The sequence below is a fragment of the uncultured Brevundimonas sp. genome, assembly GCF_937870815.1.
Lineage (GTDB): Bacteria > Pseudomonadota > Alphaproteobacteria > Caulobacterales > Caulobacteraceae > Brevundimonas.
Genome location: NZ_CALMZS010000205.1, coordinates 1 through 21,848, shown reverse-complemented (window position 1 = coordinate 21,848; position 21,848 = coordinate 1). Strand labels below are relative to the sequence as shown.

Here is a 21,848-nt window from a genome sequence, read left to right as displayed (position 1 = left end):
CCTAGTCGATCCCCGGCCGGTCGTTGCGCCAGTCGAACAGGGCCTCGAGGGTGCGGATCGCCGCGCCGCGGGGCGAGGCCAGGTCGGGGTCGCGGCCGAGGACCAGGCGGGCGTCGTCGGCCGCCGCCAGCAGCAGGTCGCGGTGGCGGACCGGATCGGCGAAGCGGTAGGCGGGGAAGCCGCTCTGCTTCAGCCCCAGCGGATCGCCGCCGCCGCGCAGGCGGAAATCCTCCTCGGCGATCTCGAAGCCGTCCTCGGTGCGGCGCAGGGTTTCGAGCCGCAGCCGGGCGGTCTCGCCCAGGCCGTCGTCGCCGCCGGCGTAGAGCAGCAGGCAGGTGCTGGCCGCCGGGCCCCGCCCGACCCGGCCGCGCAGCTGGTGCAGCTGGGCCAGGCCGAAGCGCTCGGCGTGTTCGATGACCATGATCGAGGCGTCGGGCACGTCGACCCCGACCTCGACCACGGTCGTGGCGACCAGCAGGGGCAGGCGGCCGTCGGCGAACCCGGCCATCACCGCCTCGCGCTCGGCGCCGGCCATCTGGCCGTGGGCCAGACCGACCTCGACCGCCATGAGGCGGCGCAGGTCGGCGGCGCGGGCCTCGGCGGCGGCCAGGTCGCTGGCCTCGTTCTCGGCCACGAGCGGACAGATCCAGTAGGCCTGGGCGCCGCTGTCGAGGGCGGTCCGCAGCCGCTCGGCGACCTCGCCGATGCGGGCCAGCGGCACGACGGCCGTGGTCACCGGCGTGCGGCCCGGCGGCTTCTCGGTCAGGCGCGACACGTCCAGCTCGCCGTACTGGGTCAGCTCCAGGGTGCGCGGGATCGGGGTCGCCGACATGGTCAGCAGGTGGACGCCGCCGGTGCGCGGGTCGCCCTTGGCCTGCAGCCGCTGGCGCTCGTTGACGCCGAAGCGGTGCTGCTCGTCGATCACCGCCAGGGCCAGGTTGTCGAAACGCACGGCGTCCTGGAACAGGGCGTGGGTGCCGATGGCGACCCTCGCCTCGCCCGAGGCCAGCGCCGCCAGCCGGGACCGCCGCTCGGCGGGCGTGTCGCGGCCGGTCAGCAGGACGGTGGTCACGCCGGCGGCCTCCAGCATCGGGGCGAGCCGCTGCCAGTGCTGGCGGGTGAGGATTTCGGTCGGGGCCATCAGGGCGGCCTGGAAGCCTGACCCAGCGGCGTCGGCGAGGGCGAGCGCCGCCACCGCCGTCTTGCCGGAACCGACGTCGCCCTGCAGCAGCCGGCCCATCTGCTCGCCGGAGGCGAGGTCGCGGCGGATCTCGGCCAGGGCCCGGACCTGGGCCCCGGTCAGGTCGAAGGGCAGGGCGGCGAGCACCCGGTCCGAGGCCTGGCCCGGCCGGATCACCGGCGCCGGGGTGATCTGGCGGGCGCGGCGGCGGCGGGCGAGGGCCAGCTGATGGGCCAGCAGTTCGTCATAGGCCAGCCGCCGGCGGGCCGGGGCGTCCGGCCCCAGGTCGGGCTCGGCGGCCGGGGCGTGCAGGGCCTCCAGCGCCGCCCGCCAGCCGGGCCAGCGGTTCCTGGCCAGCCAGGCGGGGTCCTGCCACTCGGGCAGTTCGGGGGCGTGTTCGAGGGCCGCCTGGACCAGTTTGCGGATGACGCGGGAGCCCAGGCCCTGGGTGGCCGGATAGACCGGCTCGACGGCGGCGATGTCGTCGGCCTGGGCGAGGGTGAAGACGTCCGGATGGACGATCTGGACCTCGTTGTTGAAGCGTTCGACCTTGCCGGACACCAGCCGGCGCTGGCCCCGGGGCAGCAGCCGCTCGATGTGCCGGGCCGAGCCGCCGAACCAGACCAGGTGCACGAAGCCGGTGTCGTCGGTGGCGCGGACCTTGATCGGCGCGCCGGGCTTGCCGGGGACGATCAGCCGGTCGATGACGACGTCGAAGATTCCGACCAGCCCCTCGACCGCGGTCGTCGCCGTCATCGGGCGGCGCACCACCAGGCCGGACGGCGACAGGAACAGCAGGTCGCGGACCAGCGGACCGGCCAATTTTTGCACGAGCGGCAGGATTTTCGGCCCCACCCCCTTCAGGGCGGAGACCTCGGCGAACAGGGGAAAGAGACTCGGCGGCCGCATCCGCGACAGCATAGCTGGCGAAAGCCGGTCTGGAACGCTATCTGGGCATCCTCATTGAAGTGCCCTATCGCTCGCCGCGCGGCGGCTCGCTGCTTGAGGGCGCCTCTCAGCAATTTCCACCGGGCAAGGAAGCTTGTGGCCGATATCGACGCGCGTCTGAAAGAGAGATTGGGCCGCATCGCCTTCCGGGCGTGGCGGCGCGGCTTCCGCGAGGCCGACCTTGTGCTGGGCCCGTTCGTGGACCGGGTCGGGCCGACGCTGGACGAGGCCGAGCTGGACGGCCTGGAGGCCCTGCTGGCCCAGGACGACGACCATCAGCTGTATGCGTGGATCATCGGAACGGAGCCGACCCCGGCCGAACACGACACCCCGGTGATGACGAGGATCCGCGCCTTCATGCGCGATCATGTCGCCGCGGCCGTGGCCGAGGGGGCGGGCTGATGGACGCCATGGTCTCCAGACGCGACGACCGCGAACTGGGCGGCGCGCCGGAGGGGCTGGACGCCCTGACCGTGGCCGGGCGGCTGAAGGCGGACGGCGGGGTGGGCGTCTTCGTGGCCCGCGACTACGCCCGCATGGGTGAGTTCGTGCAGGCCTTCCGATTTTTCGCCGGTGATATTGAAATAGTGGAGTTTCCCGCGTGGGATTGCCTGCCCTATGACCGGCTGAGCCCGACCTCGTCGGTGTCGGCCGAGCGGATGGCGGCCCTGACCCGGCTGGCCCGGCGCGAGCCGGGCGACGCCCGCCCGCTGCTGGTCGTGACCACGGTCGGGGCGGCCATGCAGCGGACCCCGCCGCGCGAGGTGACCTGCGGGGCCGGATTCGAGACCACGGTCGGGCTCGACCTCGATACGGCGGCGCTGGAGCGGTATTTCGCGGCCAATGGCTATATGCGCGCCTCGACGGTGTCGGAGCGCGGCGAGTTCGCGGTGCGCGGCGGCGTCATCGACGTCTTCCCGCCCGGCTTCGAGGAGCCGGTGCGGCTGGACATGTTCGGGTCGGAACTCGAATCGATCCGCACCTTCGATCCGGCCACCCAGCGGTCGACCGGCCAGCGGCGCGCCGTGTCCCTGGCCCCGGTGTCCGAGGCCCTGCTCGATCCGGACAGCATCTCGCGCTTCCGCACCGGCTATCTGGAGCTGTTCGGGGCCGTCGGCGACGATCCGCTCTACGCGGCGATCAGCGAGGGCGCGCGGCGGCAGGGCATGGAGCACTGGCTGCCGCTGCTGTACGGGCGGCTTGAGACCCTGTTCGACTACCTGCCGGACGACGCCCTGGTGTTCCTCGACAACCAGGTCGAGGCGGCCCGGACCGAGCGCTGGGCGCTGACCCGGGACGCCTGGGACGCCCGCCGGGACGCGGCCCTCGGCAAGGGTGGGGCGGCCTACCGGGCCCTGCCGCCGGAGCGGCTCTATCTGCCCGAGGCGGACTGGAACAGCGCCCTGGCCGGGCGCCAGGTGCGGCGGCTGTCGCCGTTCCATGGCCCCGGCGAGGACGCGGGCGGGCGGCTGGGGCGCAGTTTCGCGGCCGAACGGGCCCAGGACAGCGTCAATCTGTTCGAGGCGGTGGCGCGGCACGCCGAGGCGGTGAGGGCGGCCGGCAAGCGGGTGCTGTTCGCCTCCTGGACCGAAGGCTCGTCCGAGCGGCTGGCCTCGATGCTGGCCGACCACGGGCTGGAGCCTGTGGTGGCGGTGCGCGACTGGGCCGATGTCCGGACGGCGCCGAAGGACCTGTATCTGCGCGGCGTCCTGCCGGTCGAGCACGGCTTCGAGACCGACGACATCGCCGTCATCTCCGAGACCGACATCCTCGGCGACCGGCTGGCCCGGCCGAAGAAGAAGCGGCGGGCCTCGAACTTCCTCGCCGAGGCCTCGGCCCTGACGACCGGGGATCTGGTGGTCCACCTCGACCACGGCATCGGCCGCTACGAGGGGCTGAAGACGCTGGAGATCCAGCAGGCGCCGCACGACTGTCTGGAGCTGCTCTACGCCGGCGACAGCAAGCTGTACCTGCCGGTCGAGAACATCGACCTGCTGACCCGCTACGGCACGGACGCCGACGGGGTGCAGCTGGACCGGCTGGGCGGGGCCGGCTGGCAGGCGAGGAAGGCGAAGGCGAAGGCGCGTCTGCGCGACATGGCCGAGGGGCTGATCGCCCTGGCGGCCAAACGGTCGCTGCGCAGCTCGGACCCGATCACGCCGCCGCAGGGGCTGTTCGACGAATTCTGCGCCCGCTTCCCCTATGAGGAGACCGACGACCAGCTGGCCGCCATCGGCGACGTGCTCGAAGACCTGTCGAAGGGAACGCCGATGGACCGGCTGATCTGCGGCGACGTCGGCTTCGGCAAGACCGAGGTGGCGCTCAGGGCCGCCTTCGTGGTGGCCATGACGGGCCAGCAGGTGGCCGTGGTCTGCCCGACCACCCTGCTGGCGCGCCAGCATTTCAGGACCTTCAGCGAGCGCTTCGCCGGCTGGCCGGTCAGGGTGCGCCACCTGTCGCGGATGGTCACGGCCCGGGACGCGGCCGAAACCCGGGCGGGGCTCAAGGACGGCTCGTTCGAGATCGTCGTCGGCACCCATGCGGTGCTGAGCGAACAGGTCGGGTTCAGGGACCTGGGCCTTGTCATCGTTGATGAAGAGCAGCATTTCGGGGTCAAGCACAAGGAGAAGCTGAAGTCGCTGCGGGCCGACGTGCACCTGCTGACCCTGACCGCGACGCCGATTCCGCGGACGCTGCAGATGGCGCTGTCGGGCATCCGCGAGATGTCGATCATCGCCACCCCGCCGGTCGATCGTCTGGCGGTGCGGACCTATGTGACGCCGTGGGATCCGGTGCTGGTGCGCGAGGCCCTGCTGCGCGAGAAATACCGCGGCGGTCAGGCCTACTATGTCGTGCCGCGGCTCAGCGACCTGCCCGACATCGAGAAATTCCTGCGCGAGCAGGTGCCCGAGATCAGATTCGTGGTCGGCCACGGCCAGATGTCCGCCACCCAGCTGGAGGACGTGATGAGCGCCTTCTACGACGGCGGCTACGATCTGCTGCTGTCGACCACCATCGTCGAGAGCGGGCTCGACGTTCCTACCGCCAACACCTTGATCGTGCACAAGGCCGACATGTTCGGCCTGGCCCAGCTGCACCAGATCCGGGGGCGGATCGGGCGGGCCAAGGCGCGGGCCTTCGCCTATCTGACCACGCCGCCCGAGAAGCCGATCAGCCTGTCGGCCGAGCGGCGGCTGCAGGTGCTGCAGTCTCTGGACAACCTCGGGGCCGGTTTCCAGCTGGCCAGCCACGACCTCGACCAGCGCGGCGGCGGCAATCTGCTGGGCGACGAGCAGTCCGGCCATATCCGCGAGGTCGGGGTCGAGCTGTACCAGCAGATGCTGGAGGACGCGGTCGCCGAACTGCGCCAGGCGGGCGAGGGCGGCGGGGTGGTCGACCGCGGCTGGTCGCCGGCCATCAACGTCGGCGCGGCCGTATTGATTCCAGAGGATTACGTCCCGGACCTGAACGTGAGATTGAGCCTGTATCGCCGTCTGTCGGACGCCGAGAACTCGGAGACGCGGGAAGCGCTGGCGGCCGAGCTGATCGACCGCTTCGGCCCGCTGCCGGACGAGGCCAGACAGCTGCTGCGCATCGTCGGGATCAAGGCCAATTGCAAGACGGCCTGTATCGAGCGGATCGACATCGGGCCCAAGGGGGCGGTGCTGACCCTGCGCGACAACGAATTCCCCAATCCGATGGGGCTGGTCGGGCTGATCCAGAAGAACCACGCCTTCTGGAAGATCCGGCCCGACCAGAAGATCGTCGTCAAGGGCGACTGGGACACGCCGGAGGACCGGCTGAAGGTCGCCGAACGCATCACCGCCGACCTGGCCAGAGTCGCGGGGGCGGCGTGACCCTTCAGGCCGGACCGTCCGCCGCAGAGGCGCTGCAACACGCCGTCGTGGGCGTATCGCCCGGGTGGAAACCTGCTATGACGCCATTTGGCTTGTGAGTGGATAGAGCGATGACGGATGAGTCGCCCGGATCGGCCGAGCAGTTGCTCGACACGCCTCATCTGGCCGACGCGCTCGAAAGCGAGCGCTTCAAGCAGTTTCTCGACCACATTCCCGTCGCTGTCGCGGTGGCCGAGCTCCACCCCTCGGAGCTCATCACCTACGCCAACCTCGAGTTCGAGCGCCTGACCGGACAATGCGTGTCGGACATAAAGGGCCAGCCGTGGGACCGATTGACCGCCATCGCCGCCGCCGGGGACGACAGCCGAAAGCTGAGCGACGCGATCTCGGGCGGCGATGACTATGTCGGCGCGTTTGAGGCGGTTCAGAACGGCGAGACGGTGGTCATCGACGCCTGGTCCAATGTGATTCTGAGCGACAACGGCGAACCGATGTTCCGCCTCGTGGCGCTCGCAGCCGTGGGGGCCCGGGATCGGCCCGAACTGACCAAGCTGCAAAAGCGGCTCCAGGACAAGGACACCCTGCTCCGCGAGCTTCAGCATCGGGTGAAGAACAATCTGCAGATGATCACCGCCCTGATCCGACTGGAGACGCGCAATGTGCCCGAGGACGCGGCGGGGGAGCGGTTCGATCGACTGGCCGGGCGGGTCAACTCCCTGGCCCTGCTCTATCACGCCCTGTCCGAAGAGGGACACGGCGAGAGCGTCGATCTGGGGGTCTATCTGAGCCAGATCGCCTCGGCGGTCATGCAGGCCCACGCGATCGAGGGCATTCGTCTGGACCTTCAGGTCGACACCTGGCCGGTGTCGATCAATGTGGCCATGCCGACCGGCCTGGTCGTCAACGAATTGCTGACAAACGCCCTGAAACACGCCTTCACCGGGCGGGAGGGCGGAACCATCACCCTGCATAGCCTGGTCGACGACGAAGGGTGCCGGGTGATCATCGCCGACGACGGCATCGGCCTGGCCGACGGCGTCGAATGGCCCAAGGTCGGCAAGCTGGGCGCCCTGATCGTCAGGTCGCTACGCCAGAACGCCGAGGCTCAACTCGAGGTCAGGTCCGCGCCCGGCGAGGGGGTCGAGGTGACAATCTTCTTCGCCCGCGCCAAGGCGGCGCCCGATACGCACTGACGGGTGAATGGCCACTGGTCAGGCCGGGCCCCGGACGTCCTTTGAGGCCCGTTCCAACACCGCGGCGGGCGACTCGCCGGGCGCAACCTCGGCCACGCCGACCTCGAACTCGACCACGAAGGGCGAGCGGTCGGGGCCGGCGTCGAAGGCGGTGCAGCCGATGACGGCGGCGATCCGGTCGGCGGCGACGCGGGCCGCGGGGCCGCGCGTGGCGGGCAGGGCGAGGGCGAAGACATCGGCCGACAGGCGGGCCGCCGTGTCCTCGGTGCGAATCAGCCGCGACACCATGGCGCCGATCTGCGGCAGGGCGCGGTCCAGCCAGCCCTCCCTGCGGGCCTCGGCCACCGAAGCGGTCTCGGACACGCGCAGGACCACGACCGCCAGCGGCCGGCGGCGCAGGCGGGCGCCCTCGGCGACCCGGGCCAGATGACCGGCGAACAGCTCCGGCGTGAACAGGCCGGTGGCGGGATCGGTCAGGCCCGAGCCGCGCGCGCTCTCCAGCGCCCGGCGGATGGCGACGTGCCGGCGATGATGGCGGGCCAGGGCGACGATGCGCTCGGCGGTCTCCTCCTCCGGCGTGTCGGCCGCGGCCACGTCGGCGAAGCCGCGGTTGTAGAGCTCCGACAGATTGATCTCGCCGGAGCCGCGCAGATAGAGCACGGCCGGGATGTGGTAGAGCCGGGTGTTGCGCTTCATGCCCGAGGCGATCGACAGGGCCGGGGCGTGATCCTCGGCCCCCCACAGCACGGCGGCGTCGAACGGCCGCTCGTGCAGATAGTCGAAGGCGGTGTAGGGCGTCGGCGCGGCGACCACCTCGCAGCCGTGGGCGGCGAGGGCGTTGGACAGGGCGAGGAAATGGCGGTCGGGCTTGCCGGCGGCCAGCACCCTCAGCGGGCTGGCGTCCGGCTCGGCCGGCGGCAGGGGCTCGCCCCGGGCGGCGAAGGTGGCCTCGCGCAGGACGACCTCCTCCTCGGCGATGGCGGCGCGCACGAGGCTCTCGAGGCGCAGCGCCGCCTGGGCCGCGTGGGGCGCGCCGGACATGGCGATGTCGGCGATCCCCGGCGCCCAGTCCGCCGCCCCGGGGCCGATGGCCATGATCGGCAGGCGGCGGGGCGATACGGTCTGGCGCAGGGCGGCGACGCCCCCGACCGCGTCGGGCAGGCGCGCATCGAGAATCACCGCCTCCAGCGGCCAGTCGATCAGGACCTGCACGGCGCCGGCCAGCGATCGCGCCGTGACCGTGCGCCAGCCCAGCGCGTCCAGTCCCTGGCACAGGGGCCCGATCAGGTCGTCATCAGGGGCGACGACCAGGATGCGCGGATCGGAAGTCAAGGCGTGTCTCCGGCGGCCCCGGACCCGGGCCGCGATCGTTCGGGCGGACCATAGCGAGGGTCGGCGCGGCGAGGCAACCGGCGGCCGCGGCCTTTCCCCAGCGCCGAATTGCGCTAAACAGGGCGTTCCAGGGGCGGAACGGGACACCGGATTGCAAGCCAGGGCGGAGATGCAGGAGGCCGTGCGCTGGGCGACGCCGACGCTGTGGGGGCGGCTGGCCGTCAGGGCCTTCGCACGCAGCTGGGGCCGCGACGTCATGCTCTACACGGGCGGGGTGTCCTTCTTCGCCCTGCTGGCCGTGTTCCCCGCCATCGCCATCCTGATCGGCTTCTACAAGGCGGTGCTGTCGATCGGCCAGGTCAGCGAACAGGCCGCGGCCCTGGCCGACGTCATGCCGTACGCGGCCCGGGCCATCTTCATGACCGAGATCGATCGGCTGGCGAGGGCCTCGGCCGGCACCGTCTCGGCCCAGAGCGCCTTCGCCCTGATCATCGGCGGCTATGCGGCGCACCGGGGATTCAAGGCGTTGCTGGCGGGATTGAACCTGATCCATGATGAGACGGAGCCGCACGGCTTTCTCAAATTCAACCTGCTGGCCTTCTTCGTCGCCCTGTTCGCCTTCGCCCTGTTCACCGTCGTCTCGGGCGCCGTGGTCACCTCGCGCCTTCTGGCCCACGCCGGCCCCGGCGGCGCCGCGGACGGGGGAGGGGGAGACCTGTCTCTCGTGGGACTCTGGCCCGCTCTCGGCCTCGGGGTGGGACTGACCATGCTCTACCGCTACGCCATGTCGCACCGGACGCCGGTGGCCTGGTTCCCGGCCGTGGTCGGCGGGGTGGTGGCCACGGTGATGTCGACGATCTCTTCCTGGCTGTGCGCCATCTACGTCGAGCAGATCGCCCCGCTGGGGGCCACCTACGGTTCGGTCGGGGCCATCGTCGTGCTGCTGATCTGGCTGTCGTGGAACGTCAACGCCATCTTCTACGGCGGCGCCTTCGCGACCGAGATGGAGATCGTCCAGCGCTCCGCCGGCGCGCCGGAGCTGGACAGCAGCGAGCCGCTGCCGGCCTCGGTGGTCAGCCTGTCGGAGCGGCGGGCGTCTCGACCTCGATAGCCAGGACGCCGTCGGCCTCGACGATCGAGATCACCCGGCCGCCGATCCCCGTCATCAGATGCGGCACGTCGATGCGGGCCATCGGATCGGTGGCCAGCAGGGTCAGCCGTGTTTCCGGGGCGGCTCCGCCCATGGCCTTCTGAAGTCTCAGACCCGGGGTCGGGCAGCGGTGGCCGCGGGCGTCGACGATCATGCGCCGATCCGGTCCAGCAGCAGGTCGAGGGCGGCGCGCACGCTGTCCAGCCTGACCCGCTCGCGGCCGATGTCGCCGAAGCGGCGCTCGCGGTGGATCGCCCCCCGGGGGCCGCACGCGGCGAAATGCACCAGGCCGACCGGCTTGCCGGGCGACCCGCCGCCCGGGCCGGCGACGCCGGTGACGGCGACGGAAACCTGTGCCGCCGAGCGGGCGAGGGCACCCTCGGCCATGGCGCGGGCCACCGGCTCCGAGACCGCCCCGTGGCGGGCGATGAGCGCGGCCGGGAGGTCCAGAAGCCCGGTCTTGGCCGCATCGCTATAGGTCACGAAGCCGCGCTCGACGACCACCGATGATCCGGGCACGGAGGTCAGGGCGGCGCACACCAGACCGCCGGTGCAGCTCTCGGCCGCGGCGACCATCAGCCCGCGCGCCGCGGCGGCCTGCACGACACGGCGGGCGAGGAGGTCGATGTCTTCGGGGAACATGGGAAGGGAGGCTTTCCGAAGCGGCGGCGAGTCGGTCTAGGGTGGCGTATTGCGCCCGGGGGCGGCGCCAGCATACGGGGCGGGCATGAGCGACACCACTGGCGACGCCGAGGTCGGCGCGGGCGTGGTCCCCGGCGCGGGCCCGGGCCCCTCCGCCGCCCGCGGCCGGCCCGCCGACCGGTCGACCCCGCTGCTGTTCGCGGCGGCCATCTTCACCTCGGCGGCGCTGGTCTTCGTGGTCCAGCCGATGGTCACCAAACTGGTGCTGCCCATGCTCGGGGGATCCCCGGCGGTGTGGAACACGGCCATGGTGTTCTTCCAGGCGGCGCTGCTCGGCGGCTATTTCTACGCCCACCTGCTGCAGAGGGTCGCCTCGATCAAATGGCAGGTGGCGGTCCATCTGGCGCTGCTGCTGGCCGCCGCCCTGTTCCTGCCGCTGCGCATCAACGGCTGGCTCGGCGATCCGGACCCGGCCGCGCCGATCGCCTGGCTGCTGGCGACGCTGACGCTGTCGGTGGGGGCGCCGTTCGCGGTGCTGTCGGCCACGGCCCCGCTGCTGCAGGCCTGGTTCGCGCGGGTGCGGGCCGGCTATCCGGACGGCGAGAACCCCTATGTGCTCTACGCCGCCTCCAACCTGGGCAGTTTCCTGGCGCTGCTGTCCTATCCGTTCGTGATCGAGCCGCTGACCAGCCTGTTCGGCCAGCGGATGGGCTGGACCGGCGGCTACTGGACCTTCCTGCTGATGGTCGCCGCCCTGGCCTTCCTGGTCTGGCGACGGCGGCTCGAGGGCGAGGCCGGGCCCGCGCCGCTGGCGGCGACGCCGCCGATGCCGTGGCGCCGGAAGGCCGTGCTGGTGCTGCTGGCCGCGGCGCCGTCCAGCCTGATGCTCGGGGTGACCGCCCACCTGTCCACCGACGTGGCCTCGGCCCCCTTCCTGTGGGTGATGCCGCTGGCCCTGTACCTGCTGACCTTCGTCATCGCCTTCCAGGCCCGGCCGTGGATCCCCCTGCCGGTCACCCTGGTGGTGCAGGCGGCGCTGGGGTCGGTGGTGGTGCTGATCGTCGCCTTCCGGACCCTGGACCTCCGGATCGCCTTCGCGGTCCACATCCTGGCCTTCTTCTTCGCCGCCCTGATGTGCCACCAGATGCTGGCGGCGCGGCGGCCGCCGCCGGACCGGCTGACGGAATTCTACCTGCTGCTGTCGCTCGGCGGCGTGGTCGGGGGCGCCTTCACCGCCCTGCTGGCGCCGGTGATCTTCAACATGGTCTGGGAATATCCGCTGGTGCTGGTGCTGGTCGGGCTGGCGCGGCCCTGGAGCCGGCGGCGGCTGCGCGGCGAGGAGGTCGGGGCCCTGGCGGCCGTGGCGGTCCTGACGGCCGCGGCGGCCGCCCTGTCCTGGTGGATGACCGCCGACCCGGCGGCCTGGGCGGCCCTGTGGCGGCGGCTTCCGCTGTTCCCCCTGCAGACCCTGTGCATGCTGATCCTGGGCCCGGCCGTGGTCTGCGCCTTCCTGTTGCGCGACCGGGCCCAGGCCTTCACGGCCGCCCTGCTGATGATCGCCCTGTCGGCCCAGTTCGTCACCCGCGGCTATGACTACAGCTACTCCGAACGCAGCTTCTTCGGCGTCATGCGCGTCGCCAACCAGCGGGACGAGGGCCTGGGCGGCGACGTCCATGTGCTGACCCACGGCACCACCTGGCACGGTTCGCAGCCGCGGAGCCCCCTGCACGACTGCCGGCCGACGCTCTACTACCATCCGCTGACGCCGATCGGCCAGTCGGCCGGGATCGTCCAGGACCGGGGGCCGGCGCGGATCGGCGTGGTCGGCCAGGGGGCCGGGACCATGGCGGCCTACAAGCGGGCCGGGGATTCGCTGACCTTCTTCGAGATCGATCCGATGGTCGACCGGATGTCGCGCGACCCGCGCTGGTTCACCTATATCTCCGACTGCGCCGCGGGCGAGGTCCGGACCGTGCTGGGCGACGCGCGGCTGACCCTGGGGAACGAGCCGGCGGGAACCTACGACCTGCTGATCATCGACGCCTTCTCGTCGGACGCCGTGCCGACCCACCTGCTGACCGTCGAGGCCATCGAGGGCTATCTGCGGCTGCTGAAGCCCGAGGGGGTGGTGCTGCTGCACCTGTCCAACCGCAACCTCGAGATCGTCCTGCCGACCCTAGCCGCGGCCCGGGCGCTCGGCCGGCCGGCCCTGCACGGCCTCTATGTCGAGGACGAGTCCCTGCCGCAGATGGCCATCGCCTCGACCGAGGCCGTGATCATCTCGCCGACGGCGCGCGGCCTGGCCGATTTCCGCGGCAAGCCCAATTGGCGCGAGGCGCCCGAGACCTCGGTGCGGCCGTGGACCGACGACTACGTCAATCTGTTCGGGGCGTTGTGGCGATCGTTCCGGCCGCCGCCCGAGCGGCCCTAGGGCGAAATCGGTTTGGACGCGATCGCGTCCAAACCCGGATCTTCGCTCCAGCATTATACTGGAGCCCGATTCCCGGCATCGGCGGAATCGCGAAGCGATTCCTCCGCAACCGGTCAGGCTCTATAGTCAGGCGGGCAGGTCGATCGTCGCGATCGCCTGGGCCGCCAGCCCTTCGCCGCGGCCGGTGAAGCCCATGGCCTCGGTCGTGGTCGCCTTGACGCTGACCGCGTCGAGCGGCAGCGACAGCAGGCCGGCGAGGCGCTGGCGCATGGCCTGGCGGTGCGGCTTCACCTTCGGCCGTTCGCAGATCAGGGTGACGTCGACATTGACCAGACGGCCGCCGCGGGCCTGCAGCCGCTCGACGGCGTGGACCAGGAAGCGGTCGGACGACGCGCCCTTCCAGCGCGGGTCGGTCGGCGGGAAATGGTCGCCGATGTCGCCGTCGCCCATGGCCCCGAGGAGGGCGTCGGTCAGGGCGTGCAGGCCGGCGTCGGCGTCGGAATGGCCGATCAGCGCCTGGTCGTGGGCGATCTCGACGCCGCACAGCCAGACCGAGGCGCCGGGGCCCCAGCGATGGGCGTCAAAGCCCTGGCCGACGCGGGTCCGTCGGGGAAGCAGGGCCTCGGCCATGGCGAAATCCTCGGGGAAGGTCAGCTTCATCAGGCGCGGGTCGCCGGCGAGCAGCCTGACGACGCCGCCGGCGCGCTGGACGGCGACGGTCTCGTCGGTCGGCGGCTCGGCGTCGCTCCATGCGGCGTAGGCGGCTTCGACGGTGCGGCGGAGAAAGCCCTGGGGGGTCTGCATACGCCACAACCCCGCCCGGTCGACCGGGTCGCCCAGCCGGCCGCCCTCGCCGGCGCGCCGCAGGCTGTCCGCGACCGGGAGGGCGTAGGCGAAGCCGTCGGCGTCCGGCCGGAGGAACTCCGCCAGCATGCCGTGGATCAATTGCGTGTCGAGCAGCGGCCGGGCCGCGTCGTGGATCAGCACCACCGCCTCGGGGCCGCACCGCAGGGAGGAGAGGCCGGCCCGCACCGAGTCGGCCCGCGTCTCGCCCCCGGCGGCCGGGCGCCAGCCGGGCAGCCCCTGGAGCGCCGATTCGGCGCGGGCGACCTCGTCGGCCGGCACGACCACGACGATCTCCCGCGCCCGGCCGGTGGCCAGCATCGCCTCGACCGACCAGCGCACCACGGGCTTGCCGCCGAGCCGCCGCCACTGCTTGTCGCCGCCCGCCCGCGAGCCCGAACCGGCGGCGACGATGATCCCCGAGAACTCCATGCGGCCTTCTAATCGCCGCCGTCGTGCTTGACGAGGGCGGATCGAGCGGCGGTAAGGAGCCGATGGCGACAGGCGTGCAGATCGGCGACGTGTGGGTTCCCGGCCGGGTGCTGACCGCGCCCATGACCGGGATCACCGACCTGCCGTTCCGGCGGCTGGCCAGCCGGCTGGGCGCGGCCTATGTCGCCACCGAGATGGTCGCCGCCGCCGAACTGGCCCGGGCCCGGCCGGACGTGGTGCGCCGCGCCGCGGTCGGGGAGGGGCTGCCGCTGACGGTGATCCAGCTGGTCGGGCGCGATCCCGCCGCCATGGCCGAGGGCGCGCGCATGGCCGAGCGGGCCGGGGCCGACATCATCGACCTGAATTTCGGCTGTCCCGCCAAGGAGGTGACCGGCTCGGCCTGCGGCTCGGCGCTGATGCGGACTCCGGACCTCGCCTGCCGGCTGATCGAGGCCGCCGTCAACGCCACCTCGCGGCCGGTCACCGTCAAGATGCGGCTGGGCTGGGACGACCACAGCCGCAACGCCGCCGATCTGGCCCGCAGGGCCGAGGCCATCGGCGTGCAGGCGGTGACGGTCCACGGCCGCACCCGCCAGCAATTCTACACCGGCGCGGCGGACTGGGCCGCGGTCGGCGAGGTCAAGGCGGCGGTGTCCGTGCCCGTCATCGTCAACGGCGACATCGTCACGGCCGACGACGCCCGGGCGGCGCTGGCCCGGTCCGGCGCCGACGCCCTGATGCTGGGCCGGGGCGTCTATGGAAGGCCCTGGCTGGCGGCCCATCTGGAGCGGGCGCTGGCCGACGGGACGGTGCTTGAGGAGCCGGGCGCCGGCGAGCGGCTGGCCATCGTCGTCGAGCACCTGCGCGCCTCGGTGGCCTTCTACGGCCTGCCGCTCGGCCTGAAGATGTTCCGCAAACACCTCGGCTGGTACGTCGAGCAGGCGCCGTGGCCGGCCGATCCGCCGGAACGGCGCGCCGCCAAGGCGCGGCTGTGCCGGCTGGACAGCCCGGAACAGGTCGAGACGGCCCTGGCGGCGTTGTGGCGGCCTCTGACGCATTCCGGCAACTCAGCTGTTGATATCGAGCCACAGTTGACCGAAGCTGGAGCGGCATGAAGGACGCGCCCTCCACGCCGGCCGGAGCCGACGCCGCCTCTCCCGGGGGCCCGGCGCGCTGGTTCGCCGGCTGGTCCGAGGAGCGCCGGCGCACCGCCTTCCTGATCGCCTACACCGTCGCCTTCCTGATCACGGTGGCGGCCATCTGGCTGGTGGCGGTGGCCCCGGGCGCCAGCGGCGAGGGCGCCCGGGCCATGGCCAGCCAGGTCGTGCTGTTCATCCTCGCCGTCAACCTGCTGCTGATCGGCGGCCTGGCCGTCGTCGTCGGGCGGCGGGTGTTCTCCCTGGTTCGGCGCCGGACCCATGCGGCGGCGCGGCTGCACCTTCGCTTCGTCACCCTGTTCTCGCTGGCGGCGCTCGTGCCGGCGGTCCTGATCGCCCTGGTCTTCGGCGTCCTGGTCAACCGCGGCGTCGATCAGTGGTTCAGCGGCAACGTCCGGGCGGCGGTGGAGAACGGCGCCGATATCGGCCGCGCCTACACCAGCGACGTCTCCAGCGAGATCGACGGCGATCTGGCGGTGATCGCCGAGCAGCTGGAGGGCGTCCGCCCGCTGTTCGACAATCCGATCCAGTTCTCGGACGCCCTGGCCCAGGTCGGGCAGCTGTTCGGCTATCCGGCCATCTACATCCTCGGCGCCGACGGCGCCGTGCTGGCCAGCGGGGAGGGCCCCGACGCCCCGCCCTATATGGCCCCTCCGGCCGTCGCCCTGGAGGAGGCCGCCGCCGGCGAACTGCCCTCGGTGCAGCAGGTGACGCAGAATCCCGACGCGGTCCGCGGGCTGACGGCCTTTCCCGCCTATGGCGACGCCTATCTGTACGTGGTCCGGCCCATCCGGCCGGGGCTGATCGACCAGCTGGCCGCCGCCGAGCAGTCGATCGTCGCCTACCGGGAGGCGCAGGAAAGCCGGGATCGCATCCAGGCCGCCTTCGCCCTGAGCTATGTCGAGACCGCCCTGCTGGTGCTGGTCGGCGCGGTCTGGCTGGGGATGTCGGTGGCCAGCGCCATTTCGGCCCCGATCGGGCGGCTGGTCGAGGCCGCCGACCGCGTGGCCGGGGGCGACCTGACCGCCCGGGTGGAGGGCGACGAGGGTCCGGGCGAGATCAAGACCCTGACCGCGGCCTTCAACCGGATGACCGGCGATCTCCAGGCGCAGCAGGCGGCGCTGAGGACCGCCAGCGAGGAGGCGACCGGGCGGACCGTCTTCATCGAGACCGTCCTGTCCGGGGTCTCGGCTGGGGTCATCGGGGTGGACCGGCTCCGCCGCGTCTCGGCCATCAACGACAGCGCCGTGGAGCTGCTCGGACTGACCGCCGGCGAGGACGTCATCGGCCGGCCGCTGGGCGAGGCCGCGCCGGAGCTGGGCGAACTGGCCGGACGGGCGGAAGCCCATATCGAGGAGGAGATCGACGTCAGCCGGGGCGCCGAGACCCGCCGTCTGCGGGTCCGGATCGAGGGCGGCGTGGGCGGCGAGATGGTGCTGACCTTCGACGACATCACCCGGCTGGTCACGGCCCAGAGGAACGCCGCCTGGCGCGACGTGGCCCGGCGCATCGCCCATGAGATCAAGAATCCGCTGACGCCGATCCAGCTGTCGGCGGAACGGCTGCGGCGGCGCTATCGCAAACAGGTCGGCGACGACGTCGAGGTGTTCGACCGCTGCACCGAGACGATCATCCGCCAGGTCGGGGACATCGGCCGCATGGTCGACGAATTCTCGTCCTTCGCGCGGATGCCGGCCCCGCGCTTCAGCGCCGAGAACCCGGCCGAGCTGCTGCGCGAGGCGGTGTTCGCCCAGCGGGTGGCCGCGCCCGACATCGGCGTCGACCTGGTCGAACCCCTGCCCGAGGCGACCCTGCACGCCGACGGCCGCATGGTCGGCCAGGCCCTGACCAACATCCTCAAGAACGCCGGCGAGGCGGTCGCGGCCCGCCGGGCCGTCGCCCCGCGCCCCGGCGACGGCCGCCGCCCCGGCGTCTCGGCGCAGCTGGAAGTGGTCGAGGGCGCGGCCACCTTCATCATCGAGGACGACGGCGTCGGCCTCCCGGCCAAGGACCGCGAGCGGCTCACGGAGCCCTATGTGACGACGCGCGAGAAGGGCACCGGCCTCGGCCTCGCCATCGTCAAGCGTATCTGCGAGGAACACGGCGGCGAGCTCAGGCTCGCCGACGCCGAGACGTTGTCGGGGGCCCGGGTCTGCCTGGTCTTCCCCCTGAAATCTCCACTGGAAGCCGCCGCGGGCGGGGGCAGGGACGCCAAGCCGTCCCGGGCTCCGGCCGCGGCGGCCGGCGAATAGCGAGGCGACATGCGATCCACGGGAGCCGACATCCTGGTCGTCGACGACGAGGCGGACATCCGCGAACTGGTCTCCGGCCTGCTCGAGGACGAAGGCCACGGCGTCCGCACGGCCTCCAATTCCGACGAGGCGCTGGCGGCGATCCGGGCGCGCAAGCCGTCCCTGGCCCTGCTCGACATCTGGATGCAGGGCGGCGGCCTCGACGGGCTGGAGCTGCTGGACGTCGTCAAGGGGCTCGACCCCGACCTGCCCGTGGTGATGATCTCGGGCCATGGCAACATCGAGACCGCGGTGACGGCCCTGCAGCGGGGCGCCTACGACTTCATCGAGAAGCCGTTCAAATCGGATCGCCTGGTCGTCGTCGTCCAGCGCGCGCTCGAGGCCTCGTCGCTGAAGCGCGAGAACCGCCGGCTGCGCGCCCAGGTCGCCGCCCCCACCGGCTTCATCGGCAAGTCGGCGGCGGCGCAGGCGCTGCGCAACACCATCGCCAAGGTCGCGCCGGCCAACAGCCGGGTGCTGATCTCGGGTCCGCCGGGCAGCGGCAAGGAACTGGTGGCCCGCCAGATCCACGAGGCCAGCGCCCGGGCGCGCGGCGAGTTCGTGGCCATCGCCGCGGCCGGCATGACCCCGGAACGGCTGGACCTCGAGCTGTTCGGCGAGGAGGGCCAGGACGGCCGCCCCCGCAAGATCGGCGTGTTCGAACGGGCCCACAACGGCACCCTCTATCTGGACGACGTCGGCGATATGCCGCGCGAGAGCCAGAGCCGCATCCTGCGCGTGCTGGTCGAGCAGCGTTTCCGGCGGGTCGGCGGCGAACAGGACGTGCAGGTCGACGTGCGGGTGATCACCTCGACCTCGCGCGACCTCAAGCAGGAAATGGCCGAGGGGCGCTTCCGCGAGGACCTGTTCCACCGCCTGAACGTGGTGCCGATCCGGGTGCCGGCCCTGGCCGAGCGGCGCGAGGACATCCAGGATCTGGTCGACTATTTCATCGAGACCCTGGCGAGTTCGCAGGGCCTGCCGCGGCGGCGGCTGGGCGACGACGCCATCGCCGTGCTGCAGGTGCACCCGTGGCCCGGCAACGTCCGGCAGCTGAGGAACAACGTCGAACGGCTGCTGATCCTGGCCACCGGCGATCCCAACGAGCCGATCGGCGCCGACGCCCTGCCGCAGGAGGCGACCAGCGCCGGTTCGGGCGGCTCGCTGGGGGCCGAACGCATCATCGCCCTGCCGCTGCGCGAGGCGCGCGAGGTGTTCGAACGCGAATATCTCGCCGCCCAGATCATGAGGTTCGGCGGCAACATCTCGCGCACCGCAGCCTTCATCGGCATGGAACGGTCCGCCCTGCACCGCAAGCTCAAGTCGCTGGGCGTGTCGCCGGCGCGCGGCGCGGCCGAGGACGAGGACGAGGGAGCCGTCGGGGCATGAGCCGGGTCGCCTATGTCAACGGCCAGTACCGGCCGCACGCCGAGGCCACGGTCCATGTCGAGGACCGCGGCTTCCAGTTCGCCGACGGGGTCTATGAGGTCTGGTCGGTGTTCGACGGCCGGATGGCGGATTTCGACGGTCACATGACGCGGCTGCACCGCAGTCTGGACGAGCTGCGCATCCCCATCCCGATGACCCGCACGGCGCTGGAGCGGGTGCTGAAGGAGACGGTGCGGCGCAACCGGGTGCGTGAGGGCCTGGTCTATATCCAGGTGACGCGCGGCACGGCGCGGCGCGACCATCCGTTCCCGCCGGAGGGCACGCCGCCGAGCGTGGTGGTCACGGCGCGCTCCCTGCCCCTGTCGAAGGGCAATGCGGCGGCGGCGAAGGGGGTGGCCGTGATCACCCATCCGGACATCCGCTGGGGCCGCTGCGACATCAAGACGGTCGGCCTGCTGCCCAATGTGCTGGCCAAGCAGGCGGCCAGGGAGCGCGGCGCCGCCGAGGCATGGATGGTCGACGAGATGGGGCTGGTCACCGAGGGCTCCTCGACCAACGCCTGGATCGTCGACGAGAACGGCAAGCTGCGGACCCGCGACACCCAGGCCAACATCCTGCGCGGCGTCACCCGCGCGGCGGTGCTGAGGCTGATCGAGGAAGAGGGTCTGGAGTTCGAGGAGCGCGCCTTCTCGGTCGAGGAGGCGAAGCGCGCCCGGGAGGCCTTCTACACCTCGGCCAGCGGCTTCGTCATGCCGGCCGTTTCGATCGACGGGACGAAGATCGGCGACGGCACGCCGGGCCCGGTGGCGACCCGGCTGCGGACCCTGTATCTCGATCAGGCGATCCGCGACGCCATCTGACCTGCCGGGCATGGAATGAGATTGATCGGCCGGCTCCGACGCCTATGCTGACAAGGCCGGACGTCCGATCCGGGCCCGCGCCGCTCCCACGGCCGGAGAACAAGCAAGAACAGGCTGAACCTGCCATGTCGCAAGACAAGAACAAGAACCTTCAGGACACCTTCCTCAACAGCGTCCGCAAGACCAAGACGCCGTTGACCATCTTCCTGGTCAACGGGGTCAAGCTGCAGGGCATCGTCACCTGGTTCGACAATTTCTGCGTGCTGCTGCGCCGCGACGGCCAGTCGCAGCTGGTCTACAAGCACGCCATCTCGACCATCATGCCCTCGGCGCCGGTGCAGTTGTACGAGCCGGAAGCGGACGAGGATTGATCCCTCTCCAGCGTTCGCCGCGGGACGGTGAAAAGTGCTAGTGAGCCAGGGGTGAGCCGATGTGGCCGGCGTCGAGCTCCGTCCTGCTCACCCCTGGCTCACCAGCACTCCTCACCCAGAACACGCCCAGAGGCCCACGCCCTGACTTCCAGACATATCGACCACGCCGTCCCGCTGATCCGGGCCATCGTCATCCATCCCGACGGGCGCAGCGAAAGCTCGCGGCTGGCGGAAGAGCGTCTGGAGGAGGCCGCGGGCCTGGCCCGGGCGCTGGACCTCGACGTCCGCGCCGAGGAGATCGTGCGCATCCGCAAGCCGGCGCCCGCCACCCTGTTCGGCTCGGGCAAGGTCGAGGAGCTGGCGGCGCTGGTGCGGGCGGCCGAGGCCGAGGCCGTGGTCGTCGACGACCAGCTGACCCCGGTGCAGCAGCGCAATCTGGAGCAGGCCTGGGACGCCAAGGTCATCGACCGCACCGGCCTGATCCTGGAGATCTTCGGTCGTCGGGCGCGGACGAAAGAGGGCCGGCTGCAGGTCGAGCTGGCCCGGCTGGACTATGAGCGGTCGCGGCTGGTGCGGACCTGGACCCACCTGGAGCGGCAACGCGGCGGGGCCGGGACCATGGGCGGTCCCGGCGAGACCCAGATCGAGCTCGACCGGCGGATGATCGCCGACCGCATCGTCAGGCTGAAGGGCGAGCTGGAGGAGGTGCGGCGGACCCGCGGCCTGCACCGCAGGGCGCGCGCCCGCGCGCCGTTCCCGTCGGTGGCCCTGGTCGGCTACACCAACGCCGGCAAGTCGACCCTGTTCAACCGCCTGACCGGTTCGGACGTGGTGGCGAAAGACCTGCTGTTCGCCACCCTCGACACCACCCAGCGCACCATCCGCCTGCCGCAGGGCCGGCCGGCGATCGTCGCCGACACCGTCGGCTTCATCTCCGACCTGCCGCACGAACTGGTCGAGAGCTTCCGCGCCACGCTGGAGGAGGTGGGCGAGGCCGATCTGATCCTGCACGTGCGGGACATCGCCAGCCCCGACAGCGAGGCCCAGCGCAGGGACGTCGAGGCGGTGCTCGAGCAGATCGACACGCCGGAAGGCAAGACCCGCCGGGTGCTGGAGGTCTGGAACAAGATCGACCTGCTGGACGCCGAGGCCCGAGAGGCAGTGCTGGGCCAGGCCGGGCGGCTGCGGGCCCAGGGCAGGGCGGTGGCGGTCTCGGCCTGGACCGGGGAGGGGATCGAGGCCCTGCGCGAGACCATCGCCGGCCTGATCGACGACGACCCGGAGACGGAACTGGTGCTCGACCCGTCGCAGGGCGAGGCCCTGGCCTGGCTCTATGAGAACGGCCGGGTCACCGGGCGCGAGACGGACGCCGCGGGCCGCACCCGTCTGACGGTGCGGCTGCACCCGGCGGCGCTGGGACGGTTTGAAAGGCAGTTTCAGACCGCCGTCTGATCGGTCAGGCCGCGCGAACTTCCAACGTCACGCCCGACGCGGTCTGCAGCACGCCGATGACGGCGAACAGTTTGCCGGCCGTCGGATTGCCGCCGGGGCCGAACATCCGCATCAGGCTCTTGGCGGGCGTCCCGGTCTGCGCCGACAGGGATTCGAACCCGACCGTCGCATTGATGAAGTCGCGCAGCACGGCCCTGCCGGCAGCGACGTCGCCTTCGAGCAGGGCGTTGACGCCCTCGGTCAGCAGGGCCTGTTTGAACGCCGGGTCGCGCGCGACGCGCGCCTGCACCGTGTCCTTGAATGATCGGGTCAGGGCCATC

17 protein-coding genes are annotated in these 21,848 nt (G+C 71.8%); 11 read left to right on the top strand and 6 right to left on the bottom strand.

Going from position 1 to position 21,848, the window contains the following annotated elements:
- Position 1 precedes the first annotated feature (1 nt).
- Complete coding sequence (gene recG, locus Q0588_RS13925; protein WP_298747304.1) at positions 2-2,089, bottom strand: ATP-dependent DNA helicase RecG; 2,088 nt, start codon at positions 2,087-2,089, stop codon at positions 2-4.
- Between the two features lie 168 nt (positions 2,090-2,257).
- Here recG and Q0588_RS13920 point away from each other — a divergent pair, with 168 nt between their 5' ends.
- The 3 genes from Q0588_RS13920 to Q0588_RS13910 all read left to right on the top strand — a co-directional run bounded on the left by Q0588_RS13920 (position 2,258) and on the right by Q0588_RS13910 (position 7,178).
- Positions 2,258-2,530: a succinate dehydrogenase assembly factor 2 gene (locus Q0588_RS13920; RefSeq protein ID WP_298747302.1), complete on the top strand. Its 273-nt coding sequence runs from the start codon at positions 2,258-2,260 to the stop codon at positions 2,528-2,530.
- On the top strand, positions 2,530-5,985 hold the full coding sequence (mfd, locus tag Q0588_RS13915) for a transcription-repair coupling factor (protein WP_298747301.1): 3,456 nt from the start codon (positions 2,530-2,532) through the stop codon (positions 5,983-5,985). The genes Q0588_RS13920 and mfd overlap by 1 nt, the downstream gene beginning before the upstream one ends.
- A gap of 110 nt (positions 5,986-6,095) precedes the next feature.
- On the top strand, positions 6,096-7,178 hold the full coding sequence (locus tag Q0588_RS13910) for a histidine kinase dimerization/phosphoacceptor domain -containing protein (protein ID WP_298747299.1): 1,083 nt from the start codon (positions 6,096-6,098) through the stop codon (positions 7,176-7,178).
- A gap of 18 nt (positions 7,179-7,196) precedes the next feature.
- Here Q0588_RS13910 and Q0588_RS13905 read toward each other — a convergent pair whose 3' ends face one another.
- A complete protein-coding gene (locus Q0588_RS13905) occupies positions 7,197-8,510 on the bottom strand; it encodes a diguanylate cyclase (protein ID WP_298747298.1) in 1,314 nt (437 codons plus the stop codon).
- Between the two features lie 151 nt (positions 8,511-8,661).
- Here Q0588_RS13905 and Q0588_RS13900 point away from each other — a divergent pair, with 151 nt between their 5' ends.
- Complete coding sequence (locus tag Q0588_RS13900; RefSeq protein WP_298747296.1) at positions 8,662-9,621, top strand: YihY/virulence factor BrkB family protein; 960 nt, start codon at positions 8,662-8,664, stop codon at positions 9,619-9,621.
- On the opposite strand, the gene Q0588_RS13895 is transcribed toward Q0588_RS13900, so the two are convergent.
- Positions 9,584-9,814, bottom strand: coding sequence for a sulfurtransferase TusA family protein (locus Q0588_RS13895; protein WP_298747294.1), 231 nt, complete (start codon positions 9,812-9,814; stop codon positions 9,584-9,586). The two genes, Q0588_RS13900 and Q0588_RS13895, sit on opposite strands and share 38 nt — an antisense overlap.
- A complete protein-coding gene (locus Q0588_RS13890) occupies positions 9,811-10,302 on the bottom strand; it encodes a nicotinamide-nucleotide amidohydrolase family protein (RefSeq protein ID WP_298747291.1) in 492 nt (163 codons plus the stop codon). The genes Q0588_RS13895 and Q0588_RS13890 overlap by 4 nt, the downstream gene beginning before the upstream one ends.
- A gap of 85 nt (positions 10,303-10,387) precedes the next feature.
- On the opposite strand from Q0588_RS13890, the gene Q0588_RS13885 reads away from it, so the two are divergent.
- Positions 10,388-12,733, top strand: a complete 2,346-nt coding sequence (locus Q0588_RS13885) for a fused MFS/spermidine synthase (RefSeq protein WP_298747289.1) — start codon at positions 10,388-10,390, stop codon at positions 12,731-12,733.
- A 126-nt stretch (positions 12,734-12,859) separates the two neighbouring features.
- Here the strand turns inward: Q0588_RS13885 and Q0588_RS13880 are convergent, their stop codons facing one another.
- Positions 12,860-14,008, bottom strand: coding sequence for a bifunctional 2-C-methyl-D-erythritol 4-phosphate cytidylyltransferase/2-C-methyl-D-erythritol 2,4-cyclodiphosphate synthase (locus Q0588_RS13880; RefSeq protein ID WP_298747287.1), 1,149 nt, complete (start codon positions 14,006-14,008; stop codon positions 12,860-12,862).
- A gap of 62 nt (positions 14,009-14,070) precedes the next feature.
- Here Q0588_RS13880 and dusB point away from each other — a divergent pair, with 62 nt between their 5' ends.
- From dusB to hflX, 6 genes are all read left to right on the top strand, one after another.
- The gene (dusB, locus tag Q0588_RS13875; protein ID WP_298747284.1) at positions 14,071-15,123 is read left to right on the top strand and encodes a tRNA dihydrouridine synthase DusB; all 1,053 of its coding nucleotides are present in this window, start codon (positions 14,071-14,073) and stop codon (positions 15,121-15,123) included.
- Positions 15,120-17,417, top strand: a complete 2,298-nt coding sequence (locus Q0588_RS13870) for a PAS domain-containing sensor histidine kinase (protein ID WP_298747282.1) — start codon at positions 15,120-15,122, stop codon at positions 17,415-17,417. The genes dusB and Q0588_RS13870 overlap by 4 nt, the downstream gene beginning before the upstream one ends.
- Before the next feature lie 9 nt (positions 17,418-17,426).
- Positions 17,427-18,845, top strand: coding sequence for a sigma-54 dependent transcriptional regulator (locus tag Q0588_RS13865; protein WP_298747280.1), 1,419 nt, complete (start codon positions 17,427-17,429; stop codon positions 18,843-18,845).
- On the top strand, positions 18,842-19,705 hold the full coding sequence (locus tag Q0588_RS13860; RefSeq protein ID WP_298747277.1) for a D-amino-acid transaminase: 864 nt from the start codon (positions 18,842-18,844) through the stop codon (positions 19,703-19,705). Before Q0588_RS13865 ends, Q0588_RS13860 begins: the two co-directional genes overlap by 4 nt.
- Before the next feature lie 125 nt (positions 19,706-19,830).
- Positions 19,831-20,076 (top strand): RNA chaperone Hfq, encoded by a 246-nt coding sequence (gene hfq, locus Q0588_RS13855; protein WP_298747274.1) that lies wholly within the window; start codon positions 19,831-19,833, stop codon positions 20,074-20,076.
- 141 nt (positions 20,077-20,217) lie between these two features.
- Positions 20,218-21,528, top strand: coding sequence for a GTPase HflX (gene hflX, locus Q0588_RS13850; RefSeq protein WP_298747306.1), 1,311 nt, complete (start codon positions 20,218-20,220; stop codon positions 21,526-21,528).
- Between the two features lie 4 nt (positions 21,529-21,532).
- Here hflX and Q0588_RS13845 read toward each other — a convergent pair.
- Positions 21,533-21,848: transcriptional regulator (locus Q0588_RS13845; protein WP_298747271.1), on the bottom strand; the 316-nt coding region annotated here is incomplete at its 5' end.